General features: G+C 66.1%; 13 protein-coding genes. 12 read left to right on the forward strand and 1 reads right to left on the reverse strand.

Annotation, left to right across the window (positions count from 1 at the left end):
* Nucleotides 1–3: 3 nt before the first annotated feature.
* Nucleotides 4–1,257 (reverse strand): IPT/TIG domain-containing protein, encoded by a 1,254-nt coding sequence (locus KB554_RS13420; protein ID WP_302431488.1) that lies wholly within the window; start codon nucleotides 1,255–1,257, stop codon nucleotides 4–6.
* Between the two features lie 767 nt (nucleotides 1,258–2,024).
* Here KB554_RS13420 and KB554_RS11470 point away from each other — a divergent pair.
* The 12 genes from KB554_RS11470 to KB554_RS11525 all read left to right on the forward strand — a co-directional run bounded on the left by KB554_RS11470 (nucleotide 2,025) and on the right by KB554_RS11525 (nucleotide 13,960).
* Nucleotides 2,025–2,855 (forward strand): alpha/beta hydrolase, encoded by an 831-nt coding sequence (locus KB554_RS11470; RefSeq protein ID WP_211036238.1) that lies wholly within the window; start codon nucleotides 2,025–2,027, stop codon nucleotides 2,853–2,855.
* Nucleotides 2,852–3,991, forward strand: a complete 1,140-nt coding sequence (locus tag KB554_RS11475) for a hypothetical protein (RefSeq protein ID WP_242116341.1) — start codon at nucleotides 2,852–2,854, stop codon at nucleotides 3,989–3,991. The genes KB554_RS11470 and KB554_RS11475 overlap by 4 nt, the downstream gene beginning before the upstream one ends.
* The gene (locus KB554_RS11480) at nucleotides 3,988–5,001 is read left to right on the forward strand and encodes an alpha/beta hydrolase (protein WP_211036240.1); all 1,014 of its coding nucleotides are present in this window, start codon (nucleotides 3,988–3,990) and stop codon (nucleotides 4,999–5,001) included. Before KB554_RS11475 ends, KB554_RS11480 begins: the two co-directional genes overlap by 4 nt.
* 76 nt (nucleotides 5,002–5,077) lie before the next feature.
* The gene (gene rlmD / locus KB554_RS11485; RefSeq protein ID WP_211036242.1) at nucleotides 5,078–6,487 is read left to right on the forward strand and encodes a 23S rRNA (uracil(1939)-C(5))-methyltransferase RlmD; all 1,410 of its coding nucleotides are present in this window, start codon (nucleotides 5,078–5,080) and stop codon (nucleotides 6,485–6,487) included.
* A gap of 119 nt (nucleotides 6,488–6,606) precedes the next feature.
* Entirely contained in the window at nucleotides 6,607–7,302 is a 696-nt protein-coding gene (locus tag KB554_RS11490) for an SIMPL domain-containing protein (RefSeq protein ID WP_211036244.1), read from the forward strand.
* Between the two features lie 157 nt (nucleotides 7,303–7,459).
* Nucleotides 7,460–7,915 (forward strand): cytidine deaminase, encoded by a 456-nt coding sequence (locus KB554_RS11495; protein WP_141428557.1) that lies wholly within the window; start codon nucleotides 7,460–7,462, stop codon nucleotides 7,913–7,915.
* Between the two features lie 55 nt (nucleotides 7,916–7,970).
* Entirely contained in the window at nucleotides 7,971–8,657 is a 687-nt protein-coding gene (locus KB554_RS11500; RefSeq protein ID WP_141428559.1) for an RNA pseudouridine synthase, read from the forward strand.
* Nucleotides 8,658–8,661: 4 nt separating this feature from the next.
* Nucleotides 8,662–9,114, forward strand: a complete 453-nt coding sequence (gene dtd, locus KB554_RS11505; RefSeq protein ID WP_211036246.1) for a D-aminoacyl-tRNA deacylase — start codon at nucleotides 8,662–8,664, stop codon at nucleotides 9,112–9,114.
* 14 nt (nucleotides 9,115–9,128) lie between these two features.
* Complete coding sequence (locus KB554_RS11510) at nucleotides 9,129–10,085, forward strand: TIGR01212 family radical SAM protein (RefSeq protein ID WP_211036334.1); 957 nt, start codon at nucleotides 9,129–9,131, stop codon at nucleotides 10,083–10,085.
* A 14-nt stretch (nucleotides 10,086–10,099) separates the two neighbouring features.
* Nucleotides 10,100–10,993, forward strand: a complete 894-nt coding sequence (locus KB554_RS11515; protein WP_211036248.1) for a YitT family protein — start codon at nucleotides 10,100–10,102, stop codon at nucleotides 10,991–10,993.
* The gene (gene priA / locus KB554_RS11520; RefSeq protein ID WP_211036250.1) at nucleotides 10,993–13,254 is read left to right on the forward strand and encodes a primosomal protein N'; all 2,262 of its coding nucleotides are present in this window, start codon (nucleotides 10,993–10,995) and stop codon (nucleotides 13,252–13,254) included. The genes KB554_RS11515 and priA overlap by 1 nt, the downstream gene beginning before the upstream one ends.
* The gene (locus tag KB554_RS11525) at nucleotides 13,238–13,960 is read left to right on the forward strand and encodes a ComF family protein (protein ID WP_141428566.1); all 723 of its coding nucleotides are present in this window, start codon (nucleotides 13,238–13,240) and stop codon (nucleotides 13,958–13,960) included. The genes priA and KB554_RS11525 overlap by 17 nt, the downstream gene beginning before the upstream one ends.
* Nucleotides 13,961–14,016: the final 56 nt, after the last annotated feature.

A 14,016-nucleotide genomic window follows, 5' to 3' on the forward strand; every position in this document is an offset into this window, starting at 1 on the left:
TGCTTATTCGATGGCGATGCGGCGGATGGCGTAGTTCTCGCTGTCGCCGACGTAGAGGTTGCCCTCGGAGGTGATCGCCAGCCCGATCGGCTTGTTGAATTTGGCCATGTCGGCGGGACCGTTCTGGTAGCCCGACGATTTGGGGGTTCCGGCGAAGGTCGAGACGTACCCGTTCGACAGGGTGATCTTGCGGATGCAGTGGTTCTCCGTGTCGGTCACGTAGATGGCCTCCCCTTCGGGATCGACGGCCATCTGTCCGGGCTGGTTGAACTGCGCCTCGGCGAGCGGTCCGTCCAGATAGCCCGACGTGTTTTTCCGGCCGGCCCATACCTCGATGGTTCCGGCGGCGATGTCGTGCCGGTAGATGCAGTGGTGGTCCTTGTTGGAGAAATAGACGATGTTGGGGTCCCTCGGGTCGAAGACGACGCCCTTGATGTCGCCCTGCGAGTCGATGAACCGCTCGGACGGCGTGAGGTTCTCGCCGGCTCCGGTGGCGGGGTCCCAGCGGGCCACCACGCCCTCGTTGGTGTAGAAGTAGAACTTGTGGTCGGCGGGGCTCATCGTGAAGGTCTGGATGGCGTTCCATACGGGAGCGAAGTTGCCGTCCGTGTAGAACAGGTCGTGGTCCCACTTGATGTCGCCCATCTTCGTGTTGGCGTAGTCGGCCGCGGGGTCGAAATAGCCGTATTCCTTGTTGCCGATGTTGGCGTGATACCAGTAAACGTCGCCCGTGGCGAGGTCGGTTCCCAGCAGAATGCCCGTCACCAGGATGCTGAAGTCGTTGAGGACCTTGATGCTGTTGGCCTCCTCGCTCATCATATAGACGCGGTGCGTGCCTCCGTCGTCGTCGGTCTTGAAACGCACGTAGAGGTTGTCGTTCTCATCTACGGCGATGCCCGATTCGGGTTTCTGCGCGAAGTACGATCCGGTCAGCGACGAGGTTCCCGCCGGCATGTCGGTTCCCTTCTCGCCGCCTGCGACGGTCGAGACGTTGGTCTGGATGATGTATTCGAAGATTTCGTCGAACTGCGCCTTGTTCTCCTCGTTCTCGCCCATGGAGACGGAGATGACGCACTCTTCGCCCGGGAGCTTGGGCGCGAGGACGAGCATGCGGTTTCCCGTCGAGGAGATGACGGCGGCCCGTTTCTCGTTGAAATAGACGTTGAGGGCTTTGGCGTCGGTGCCGAAGTTCCGGCCCTCGATGATGACCTGGGTGGCTATCGAGCCGGTTTTAGGGTAGAACGATTCGAGTACGATGGGCTGATCGGGCCGGTAGCCCGAATTTTCCCCCCCCCTCGTCGTCGGAGCACGACAGCAGCCCCAGACCTGCCGTCAGACAGGCGAGCCACACGTGCAGGCGGCATTTGCGGTAGAAATTTTTCATGTACTTGGGTTATTAGGTTAATGATAAGTTTGAGTGAATGGTCGGTGTTCGGGCGTTTTATGTGATCGGCCGCTCCGGCGTCCTGTCGCGGAAAGCCGTCCCTCCCGTGCGGACGCGCCCTTCGGGGCGGGGACGGAAAGGGGCGGAACGCATCGCGGCGGCAGGAACCGGAGGCCTGCCGCCTGCATACGGGCGCATGGATTTCGGAGTCGGTTTTTCCGAAGTCGGATAAGTCGGGTTCATCGGTTTTTCAGGTTCCGCCGGATGGTTTTTCCGCCGGGAAGTTTTCGGTACACAAAGTAACTCAACTCGCGGGAGTTATTCAAGCCTGTGACGGCCAAAGTAAGGGAAATAGTAAATGGGGTATATCGTAAAACGGCTGATTGTCAGGATCGTGAAAATTGCCCCCCCCTCGGTTTTGGTAAACCGATATTAACGTGTCCGGAAGCCTTTCCGCGTCGGTCGCCGGGCCGAACGGAACATTTTGCGGCCTGAAACGGGATTTCGCCGCTTTCGTTCGTCCGTTTTCCGCACCGCTCCGGATTTAATTTCGTATCTTTGTATCGGCCGGGCCGGAGGAGCGGCCGCGGAATGCGGACGCCGCCGTGTGCGGCAGGCTTTCGATAATAATAGGTAACGGATGAAACGATTGCTGGGATGCTGGGTTTCGGCCCTGCTTTTGCCGCTCTTCTGCGTCGCGCAGCCGGAGGCGTGCCGCACGGTGCGCGACGTGCCTTACCGGGAGGCGGGGGATTCGCTCCGCGACGATCCGATGTGCCGGCTCGATCTGGTCTGCCCCGCCGGAGCGGAGGGCTTTCCGACGGTCGTCTGGTTTCACGGCGGCGGTCTGACGGGCGGCCGCCGCGAGATTCCCGAGGAGCTGCTCGCCGGAGGGTTCGCCGTCGCGGGGGTGGAGTACCGCCTCTCGCCGCAGACCCCGGTGGCCGGCTGTCTCGAAGACGCCGCGGCCGCCGTGGCATGGGTCGTGCGGCATATCGCCTCCTACGGCGGCGATCCGGAACTGATCTTTCTGGCGGGGCACTCCGCGGGCGGTTACCTCGTCTCGATGCTCGGGCTGGACAAGCGCTGGCTCGCGGCGCAGGGACTGGATCCCGACCGGGCCGTGGCGGCCGTGATTCCTTACAGCGGGCAGGCGGTCACGCACTTCACGCGCCGCGCCGAACTGGGGATGCCCGCCGGGCAGCCGCTCGTGGACGACATGGCCCCGCTTTTCCACGTGCGGGCCGACGCCCCGCCGATGCTGCTCCTCTCGGGAGACAGGGAGCTGGAGATGCTGGGCCGCTACGAGGAGAACGCTTACTTTTGGCGGATGCTGCGCATCGCGGGCCATCCCGACGTCCGGCTGCTCGAATTCGACGGCTACGACCACGGCAACATGCCCCAGGCGGGCCATCCCGCCGCCGTGCGCTACATCCGCGGGCGGTGCGATAAAATACGGAACGGACGATGAATGTGAAACGGATGCTATGGGGCCTGCCGCTCGCGCTTTTCGCGGCGGCCTCGACGGGCTGTTCGCTGCTGAAGGTGGCGGTGGCCACGGGAGATCCCCTCTCGAAGGAGGAGATGAACGTAAGGACGATGACCCGCGGGTTCTACTACGACATGGCGGGCGAGGTGGCGCGGGCCGCCGACTCGATCATCGGGGCGTCGGACCGTCTGGAGGTCCGCACGGCGGCCGTGCGGTGGAAGATACGGGCCACGCGCGCCGGAGTGACGGCCGCCATGCAGAGCATTCCCGACGTGGCGATGGCCGACCTCTGGATTCTCTGCCGCCGCATGAACGAGGGCTTCGCCGCGACCCCCGACTCGCTGCTGTTCGGAGCGCAGAGCGGCATCGCGCGGGAGACGGCCGCACGGCTCGACCGCCGGGCCGCACGGCTGGCCGGGCGGCTGCTCCCTGCGGAGCGGTATGCGCTCATGGAGCGGTTCGTCGATGAATTCATGCGCGACAACCCCGTTGCGGAGAGCGACGGGGCCGACAACACGACCCTCGCGTGGCTCGAGTTCCTCCGGGAGAACGGTGTCGAGCCGGCCTATGCCGTGGGGTCGATCGCCGAGGTGCTGGCCGACGTGAACGACCGCGTGAGCGGCCAGACGCAGCAGCTCTCGAACAGTGTCGGCTGGTCGAAGGACCTGATCGAGATGCGGCTCGCGCAGGACAGCCTGCGCGACCGGATCGGTGCGCAGCTCGATTCGCTCGACCGCAATTTCCGCCGCATGGTGGCCGTCGCCGAGCACCTGCCCGAGATTTCGGACCGCGTGCTGGAGGAGCTCAACGAACAGGCGACGCAGTTGCTCTGGACGATGGACGTCTCGGTGGACAACGCCTTCTCGGGCTTCGACCGGCAGCGGATGGAGTTGCAGTCGTATGTCTCGCGCGAGCGCGAGGCGCTCGTGGAGCAGCTTCGCACCACGGGCGAGGACCTGCTCTCGACGGCCTTCGACGCCGTGCCGGGGCTGGTGGGCCGGGTGCTGCTGTATGTCGTGCTGGCGCTCGCGGTGCTGCTCGGCGGCCCCTTCGCGCTGGGTTTCTGGCTCGGGGGCGTGCGGCAGCGGGCGAAGCTGCGCAAACATCCGGAGGCATGATGCGGCCGGATGTTTGCGCAGCCGGCGAGGAGGTTTTCCGCCGCGAGGCCGATGCGTTCCTGGCCTCCCTGCCCGCCGGATGGCAGGAGCGCTGGCGCCGGGCCGTCCGGCAGGCGGCCGCGGGCGACGGAAGAGCCCTTGCGGAGGTGCGGCGTTCGCGGAACGGAATGCCGCCGCTGCCGGAAGGGGTCCGGGCGGTCCGGATCGCACCCCGTATGATGCTTTACGTCCCCGCTGCGCCTTCTGCGTCCGTTACCTCCGTCGTTCCCGTCTCTTCCGCCGCGCATGCCGCTTCCGCTTCCGGGCCGCTGCCGCTGCTGGTCTATTTCCACGGCGGCGGCTGGGTGCTGGGCGGAATCGGCAGTTGCGCCCGTTTCTGCGCCGAACTGGCGGCTGCGGGGCATGTGCTGGTGCTGGCCGCGGATTACAGGCTGGCGCCCGAACACCCTTTTCCGCAGGGGTTGGACGACTGCATGCGGGCCGTGGAGACGGCCCTGCGGCGCGCCTCCGAATGGGGCGGTTCGCCGGAGCGGGTCTCCGTCGGGGGCGACAGCTCGGGCGGAAACCTCGCGTTGGCCGTTGCGTTGCGCCGCCGTGCCGAGGGCCTGCCGCCGCTGCGGTCGCTGGTGCTGTTCTACCCCGTGGTGACGGCCCGGGCCGACGGATCGGCCTCGTGGAAGCGTTACGGGCAGGGCGCAGCGCTCGACGGGACGTTGATGGAGACCTTCTCCCTGGCCTATGCATCCGGCCGGGAGGAGTTTCCGCTCGTCTCGCCCGCCGCGGCCTCCGACGCCGAACTGGCCGGGCTGCCGCCGCTGCTGCTCGTGGCGGCCGGGCGGGATATTCTCCGCGACCAGGGGGAGGCCTTCGCGGAGCGGTTGCTGCGGCTGGGCGTGGCGGTTCGGCGCGAGGAGCTGACCGGAGCGGTCCATCTCTTCGTCACCGTGCCGGGGCAGGAGCGCGCCTTCCGCCGCGCCGTCGCCCTCGCGCGGGAGTTTCTGGCGGGGTGACGGAACGGAAAATTCCCGTTTCCGGCGGCCGGAATCCGAATTGTTTCTAACTTTGCGGTGCAAAGCATAAATCGAAATGGCAAGAAAGAAAGCGAATTATCCCCTGATCGAGGGGCTCGAGATAACGACGCTCGCCGCCGAAGGCAAGGCGATGGGGCGTTGGCAGGACGTGGTGGTCTTCGTGCCGATGACCGTGCCGGGCGACGTCGTGGACGTGCAGATCCGGTCGAAACGCCGCCGCTACATGGAAGGTTTCGTCGTGCGTTACGTGAAGCGGTCGCCGCTGCGCGAGGAGCCCTTCTGCGAGCATTTCGGCGTCTGCGGCGGCTGCAAGTGGCAGAACCTGCCCTACGGGGAGCAGTTGCGCTTCAAGACCGAACAGGTCCGCGACCAACTGACGCGCATCGGCAGGATCGCGCTGCCCGAAATTGCGCCGTGTCTGGGCTCGGTACGCACGCAGTTCTACCGCAACAAGCTCGAATTCACCTTCGCCGACCGCCGCTGGCTCACGCGCGAGGAGATCGGGGCGGGCGGCGAGATCGGCGCCGCGCCCGCCGCGGGATTCCACATCCCGGGCATGTTCGACAAGGTGCTCGATATCCGCCGCTGCTGGTTGCAGCCCGATCCGTCGAATCCGATCCGGCTGGAAACCAAACGGTTCTGCATGGAGCGCGGCTATACGTTTCACAACGCCCGCACGCATACGGGCCTCATGCGCAACATGATCGTGCGCACGGCCTCGACGGGCGAGGTGATGGTCGTCGTGGTCTTCGGCGCCGACGACCGTCCGCGGATCGGGGCCCTCATGGAGCACCTCGCCGCTTCCTTCCCGCAGATCACCTCGCTCTTCTACGTGGTCAATACGAAGCTCAACGACTCGGTGGGCGACCTCGACCCGGTGCTCTGGTGCGGCAAGGATCATATCGTGGAACGGATGGAGGGGCTGCAATTCAAGGTGGGCCCCAAGTCCTTCTACCAGACCAATTCGGAGCAGGCCTACGAACTCTACAAGGTGGCGCGCGACTTCGCGGCGCTCGGGCCCGGCGACGTGCTCTACGACCTCTACACGGGCACGGGGACCATCGCGAACTTCTGCGCCGCGCACTGCCGCAAGGTCGTGGGCGTGGAGTACGTGCCCGAAGCGATCGCCGACGCGCGGATCAATTCCGAGGTGAACGGCATCGCCAATACGGTCTTCTACGCCGGGGACATGAAGGCGGTGCTCGACGACGATTTCATCGCGGCGAACGGCCGCCCCGACGTCGTCATCCTCGACCCGCCGCGGGCGGGCGTGGACGAACCGGTCATCGGGGTCATCCTGCGCGCCGCGCCGCAGCGCATCGTCTATGTGAGCTGCAATCCCGCCACGCAGGCGCGCGACCTGGCGCTCATGGACGGCGCCTACCGCGTCGAGGCGGTGCAGCCGGTCGATATGTTCCCCCATACGCACCACGTGGAGAATGTCGTCAAACTCGTGCGGCGCTGACCGCCGGGGCGAAACGGCCGGATCGGCGGGTGAAACGACCCGCCGCGGATGCAGTATCCTTCCGGTTCCGGCGTTTTATTTGCAAAGGAATTTTCCGAAAACCTAAAAGACGAAAAGCTATGAAACGATTGATCGTATTGGCGGTGGCCGCCCTGATGGCGTTCCCCGCGATGGCGCAGATGCAGGAGGCGTACCCCAGCTATATCCAGGTGAACGGCCGGGCCGAGAAGGAGATCACTCCCGACGAGTTCTACCTTCAGGTGGTCATCAACGAGCGCGACTCGAAGGGCCGGATTTCGGTCGAGAGCCAGCAGCGCGACATGATCGCCGCGCTCAGGAAGCTGGGCGTCGATGTCGAGAAGCAGCTCAAGGTGGCCAACCTCTCGAGCGAATTCTTCAAGAAGAACACCTCGGTGGCCACGGCCAAGTACCAGTTGCAGCTGGGCTCCGCGGCCGAGGTGGCGAAAGTCTGGCAGGCGCTCGACGCCCTGGGGATTTCGAACGTCTCGATCCTGAAGGTCTCGCATTCGAAACTGGAGGCCTACAAGCAGGAGGTGCGGCTCGCGGCGATGCGCAACGCGCGGCAGAGCGCCTGCGAAATGGCCGAAGCCATCGGGCAGAGCATCGGCAAATGCTTCTATATCTACGATTCGAACAACAACGTGATGCCGACCTATTACGACAACATGATCGTCATGCGCAGCGCCAAGGCCTTCGGGGCCGCGGCCGGTGAGGCCGCTTCGGCCGACGAGCCGCTCGACTTCAAGACCATCAGGCTCGAATACGGCGTGCAGGCGAAGTTCGTGCTCGAATAACCGGGTCTCCGGGCCCGTGCCGGATGGAGAGGACGCCCGCAAGGCGTCCTCTTTCCGGTTCCGGACGGAGAAAAACGGACCGAAATTCGGAAAACCCGAATATTCGCACTATCTTTGCTTGCTTCGCCCCGTTAAAACCCGTTAAAACAGGAGAGTTATGGAAAAGCGATTCAGTTTCGACTACGAACACTATGCGGCGCTCGCGGAGCTTCCCGAAGCCGACCGCAGGCTGGTCGCCGAGGCCGAACGGGCCACGGCCAACGCCCATGCGCCCTACTCGAAATTCCGCGTGGGAGCCGCCGCGCGCCTGCGCAGCGGCAGGATTCTCTGCGGCAGCAATTTCGAAAGCGAGGTCTATCCCGCGGGACTCTGCGCCGAACGTTCGCTGCTCTTCTACGCCCAGGCCAACTACCCCGACGATCCGGTCGAGACGCTGGCCATCGCGTCGGACCCCTCGGCGCGGGAGTGCTATCCCTGCGGGCAGTGCCGGCAGGTGATGGTCGATGTCGAGCGGCGGCAGGGCGTGCCCATGCGTGTGGTGATGAGCGGCGGCGGGTCGGCTTCGGCGGTCGATTCGGCCGCGAGGCTGCTGCCTTTCGCCTTCGTCCTCTGATACGGTTCATCCCGGGGGCGCGGCCGGCCGCGCCTCCGCCTCTTGATTCCTGCCTATGTTTGACCCGAACGATATTCTCTACGAAGACAACCACCTGCTGGTGGTCAATAAGCATGCGGGCGATCTGGTGCAGCCCGACCCCTCGGGCGAAAGCGCCCTCGAAGACCAGATCAAGGCGTTTATCAAGCGCCGCGACGCGAAGCCCGGTGCGGTGTTCCTCGGCGTGGTGCACCGCATCGACCGCCCCGTGAGCGGCGCGGTGCTCTTCGCCAAGACCTCGAAGGCCCTCGTGCGGCTCAACGAGATGATCCGCGAAGGGCGCATCCGCAAGACCTACTGGGCGCTGACCGAACGCACGCCCGATCCCGAGAGCGGCGAGTTGCTCCACTACATCCTGCGCGACGGGCGGACCAACCGTTCGCGGGCCTTCGACGCTCCGAAGGGCGACGCCAAGCAGGCGCGCCTGCGCTATGCGACGCTCGGCGTCGGCACGCACTACACGCTCGTCGAGGTCGAGCTCATCACGGGCCGCCATCACCAGATCCGGGCGCAGTTGTCGAAGATCGGCTGCCCGATCCGCGGCGATCTGAAGTACGGCGCGAAGCGGTCGCTGCCCGGCGGCGGCATTTCGCTCCATTCGCGCCGCGTGGAGTTCGAACACCCCGTGCGCCGCAGCCCGGTGTCGGTCACGGCCCCCGTGCCGGCCGGGGACAACCTCTGGGCCCATTTCGAAAATCCGTGACGCCATGCGATTGCTCATTCAACGCGTGAAGGGCGCCTCCGTCGAAATCGGGGGCGCTGCGTGGTCCCGGATCGGGGCCGGACTGCTGGTCTTCGTCGGCGTGGGGCCCGACGACGGCGGGGAGGACGTGGAGTGGCTGGCGGGTAAGCTCGTGCGGCTGCGCATCTTCGACGACGAGGCGGGGGTGATGAACCGCGACGTCGTGCAGGCCGGGGGCGAGGTGCTCGTGGTGAGCCAGTTCACCCTGTTGGCCTCGACCCGCAAGGGCAACCGCCCGAGTTACGTCCGGGCCGCTCCCGAGCCGGTGTCGCGCCCGCTTTACGAACGTTTCGCGGCCCGTGTGGCCGAGCTGTCGGGGCGCCCCGTGGCTACGGGCCGCTTCGGGGCCGACATGCAGGTCGCGCTGGTGAACGACGGGCCCGTCACGATCTGGATGGACTCCAAAAACCGGGAGTAGTGGCGCAGCGGACGATCTACCCGTGGGGCGATACGCGGCGGTTCAACTCCTATGCGGGCTATTTCCGCCGGCTGTTCGGCGGCCGGGTGCAGAAACTCTCGGTCGATGCGGGTTTCACGTGCCCCAACCGCGACGGCACGGTGGGGCGGGGCGGCTGCACGTTCTGCGACAACGGGGCCTTCACGCCCTCCTACTGCGGCGGCGGGAAGAGCGTCGCGCGGCAGATCGCCGAGGGGATCGACTTCCACCGCAACCGCTACCGCACGGCGCAGCGCTACCTGGTCTATTTCCAGTCCTATTCCAACACCTACGCGCCGCCCGGACGGCTCCGCGCGCTCTACGGCGAGGCGCTCGCGCACCCCGACGTGGCGGGCATCGTCGTCGGCACGCGCCCCGACTGCATGGACGGGGCGACGCTCGACCTGCTGTGCGACATCGCGCGCGACCGTTACGTGGCCGTGGAGTACGGCATCGAGTCCACCTCGGACCGGACGCTGCGGGCCGTGAACCGCGGCCACGATTTCGACTGCGCCCGCCGGGCCGTCGAGCGGACCGCGGCGCGGGGGCTTCCCGTCGGCGCGCATTTCATCCTCGGATTTCCGGGCGAGACGGACGAGCAGCTCGTCGGACAGACCGAACGGATCAACGCCCTGCCGCTGACGACCGTGAAGTTCCACCAGTTGCAGGTCTTCCGGGGGACGCCGATGGCCGCCGAGTACGACGCCGACCCCGCGCGGTTCCGTTTCTGGGAGATCGGCGAGTACCTCGATCTGATCGTCGAAATCCTCCGCCGCCTGCGGCCCGATCTGGTCGTCGAGCGCTTCGCTTCGGAGGCTCCGCCGCGCTACCATTACGGTCGCAACTGGGGGCTGGTGCGCAACGAGCAACTGTGGGCGATGCTCGAAAAAAGATTGGAGGAGCGGAACGCCTATCAAGGCGAAATTTTTATACCTTTGTGGCATAATCGTTAAATTGCGTGTCGGCTATGAAAACGCTTACTATGGAGACCGTTCTGAAGAGCGTCAAGGAGTATTTCCTGATGACCGTGGGCATGATGCTCTATTCGTTCGGCTGGATCGGCTGCATCCTGCCCGTCAAGGGAACGGGCGGCGGTGCGGCGGGCCTTTCGCTCGTGGTGTGCAGCGCGCTCGGGCAGATCGGCGTGGACATCCAGATCGGTACGATGGTCTTCGTGCTGAACGCCATCCTGCTGCTCGTGGCGGGCTTCATCGTGGGGTGGAACTTCGGCGTGAAGACGATCTTCTGCGTGGTGGTCATTTCGCTGGGCATGAATTTCTGGCAGGACGTGCTGCCCGAGGGGGATTTCCTTCATCTGGAACGCATTCTGGCCGTCATCCTGGGCGGCATCCTGGCCGGCATCGGCATCGCCATGTGCTTCGCGCAGGGCGGCTCGACGGGCGGCACGGACATCGTGGCCATGATTATCAACAGGTACCGCACGATCAGCTACGGCAAGATTCTCATCTTCTCGGACTTCATCATCATCGGGTCGTCGCTGCTGGTGGGCTTCAACATCGACACGGTGATCTACGGTTACGTCATGACCGCCGTCGTGGGCTATACGGTCGATATGATCATGGCCGGCAACCAGCAGTCGAGCCAGGTGCTCATCGTGACGCACGACTACGAGAAGATGGCCGACGCCATCGTGCAGAACATCCACCGCGGCGTGACGCTGCTCGATTCGCAGGGGTGGTACACCAAGGAGCGGTCGAAAGTGGTGATGGTCGTCTGCCGCAAGCGCGAGACGGCCACGATCCTCAAGTTCGTCAAGACCATCGACCCCAATGCCTTCATGTCCGTCGGTTCGGTCATGGGCGTCTACGGCAAGGGATTCCAGGCCATCAGCAAACCCTGATGCCCCGCTATGCCGACATAGTTCTTCCGCTGGCGCAGCCCGCCTACACGTTCGCCCTGCCGGAAGGCGTGGCTGTCGCCGGGGGCGAGGCCGTGGCGGTGCAGTTCGGCCGCAGAAGGATCTATACGGGGATCGTGTGGCGGGTGCATGACCGCCGTCCCGATTTCAGGACCGTCAAATCCGTCTCCCGCGTGCTTTACGGCGGCATGCGGCTGCTCTCGCCGGAGCAGATGGCCCTGTGGGAGTGGATCGCCTCGTACTACATGTGCTCCCTGGGGGAGGTGATGCGCGTGGCGCTGCCCGCCCTGATGAAGCCCTCGGGCGACACGGAGGAGGAGTTCTCCGACGACGAGTTCCGTCCCCGTACCGAGTGTTACGTGTCGCTGGCCGCGGAACTCCGCGACGAGGGCCGTTTTCACGAAATCTGCGAGAAAATCGAACGGCGCGCCCCGAAACAGTACGAAGCGCTGCTCGAACTGGCCGCGGCCGGCGATGAGACGCGCATTGCGACGGGCGAGGTGGCCCGCCGTCTGCTCCGGGCCGATCATGCCGTGCTGGACGCCCTCCGGCGCAAGAAATACGTCGTCTGCACCCGGCGCGAACGTTCGGTCGAGCGCGGCGGCGCGGTCTTCCGCCTTCCGGAGCTGACGGCGCACCAGCAGACGGCGCTGGAATCCCTGCGCGGACAGTTCGCCGCCGGAAAGACCACGGCCCTGCTGCAGGGCGTCACCGGGTCGGGCAAGACCGAAATCTACATCCACCTGATCGCCGAGGTGCTGGCGCGGGGCGGCGACGTGCTGCTGCTGGTTCCCGAGATCGCCCTCACGGCGCAGCTCATCGAGCGCATGGAGCGCATCTTCGGCAGCCGCGTCACCCCCTATCATTCGAAACTCACGCCCCGCCGCCGTACGGAGACCTTCCTGCGGCTCGGCCGCTCCGAGGGGGGCGAGTTCGTCGTCGGGGCGCGTTCGGCGATCTTTCTGCCGCTCAAACGGTTGCAGCTCGTCATCGTGGACGAGGAGCACGACGCCAGCTACAAGCAGTCCGATCCCGCGCCGCGCTACAACGCCCGCGACTGCGCCGTGGTGACGGCCCGCCTGTTCGGAGGCCGCACGCTGCTCGGAAGCGCCACGCCCTCGCTCGAGACGTGGCTCAACGCCCGGAGCGGGAAGTACGGCCGCGCCGTGCTGGGGGAGCGTTACGGCGGCGCCCGGCCGCCCGAAGTGCTGATTTCGGACACGCTGCGCGCCGCGCGCCGCGGCGAGCGGTACGCCCATTTCAACAAGCTGCTGCTGGATCGCATCGGCGAGACGCTCGCCCGGGGCGGGCAGGCGATGCTGTTCCAGAACCGCCGCGGCTTTTCGCCCTATGTCGAATGCACGGAGTGCGGCTGGACGGCGCGCTGTCCCCACTGCAACGTGACGCTGACCTACCACAAGGGCGGCGAAAAGCTCGTCTGCCACTACTGCGGTCATACGGAGGGGGTTCCGGCGAAATGTCCGTCGTGCCGCGTGACGGATGTCGTGCCGGTGGGTTTCGGCACGGAGAAGATCGAGGAGGAGGTGGCCCGGATCTTTCCCGGAGCCCGCGTCGCGCGGCTGGACCGCGACAGCGTGACCTCCGAGCGGGCCTTCAACGCCATCGTCGCCGACTTCGCGGCCCGCAGGACCGATATTCTGGTCGGCACGCAGATGATAACCAAGGGTTTCGATTTCGAGGGGGTTTCGCTGGTGGGGATTCTCAACGCCGACAACCTGCTCAACAATCCCGACTTCCGGGCCGCCGAGCGGGCCTTCCAGTTGATGACGCAGGTGGCGGGCCGGGCCGGGCGGCGTTCCGAGCCGGGCGAGGTGGTGATCCAGACCTCCGAGCCGGGGCATCCCGTCATCCGACAGGTCGCCTCCGGCGATTACGAGGCGATGGCCCTCGCGCAGCTCGCCGAGCGCGAAGCCTTCTTCTATCCGCCCTATGCCCGGCTGACGGCCCTCACGCTCCGCCACCGCGACCCCATGCTGCTGCGGCGGGGCGTGCTGGAACTGGCCGCCCGGCTGCGCGCGCGCTTCGGCCGCCGCGTGCTGGGGCCGATGGCCCCGCCCGTGGACCGCATCCGCGGCGAATACCTCGTGGGGCTGCTGCTCAAGGTCGAGAGCGGCGCTTCGTCGGCCCGTGCGCGGGAGATCCTCGCGGAGGAGTTGAAATCGTTCTCCCGGCAGGCCGAATACAAATCCGTTACCGTCGTCGTCAATGTCGATCCTCAGTGAATTGTTCGGCGATGCGGCGTCGCTGCTCTTTCCGCGGCGGTGCGCCGTCTGCGGGGAGCCTCTCGCCCGCGGGGAGCGCACGGTCTGCACGCTGTGCCGCGCGACGGCGCCGCTGACGGGCTACTGGCGCGAGGCCGACAACCCGGTGTTCCGCAAGTGCTGGGGACTGGTCCCCGTGGAGCGGGCCTCGGGTTTCCTCTTTTTCGTCCGCGGCAGCGGGTGGCGGCGGCTGATCCATGCCTTCAAGTACCGCGGGGCATGGCGCGCGGCCCGCGAGATGGGCGCCTGGTACGGCCGCTGCCTGAAGGAGAGCGGGCTGTACGACGACGTGGAGGCGGTCGTGCCTCTTCCGCTGCACCCTTTCAAGCGCTGCCGGAGAGGATACAACCAGTCGGAATACATCGCCGAGGGGATCGCCGGGCAGTTGGGCGTGGAGGTGGACCGCCGGAGCGTCGGCCGGAAGCGCAATACGGCCAGCCAGGCCCTCAAGTCCCGCCGCGAGCGGGCCGCGAACGTCGAAGGGGCCTTTGCCGTCCGCCGTCCCGAGCGGCTGGCCGGGCGGCACGTGCTGCTGGTGGACGACGTGATGACCACGGGCAGCACGCTCCTGTCGTGCGCGGCCGAGATGTTGCGCGCCGCGCCCGGCTGCCGCGTCAGCATCGCGGCCCTGGCCGTCTCGCGCCGCGAGCTGGGAGTGAAGGAGTAGCGGTCCGCGGCGGGGCGAAACGGACCTTTTTCGGAAAAACTCCGGGCGCACCGTTT

Origin of the sequence: Alistipes sp. Marseille-P2263 (assembly GCF_018101075.1) — a bacterium.
Classification (GTDB): Bacteria; Bacteroidota; Bacteroidia; order Bacteroidales; family Rikenellaceae; genus Alistipes; species Alistipes dispar.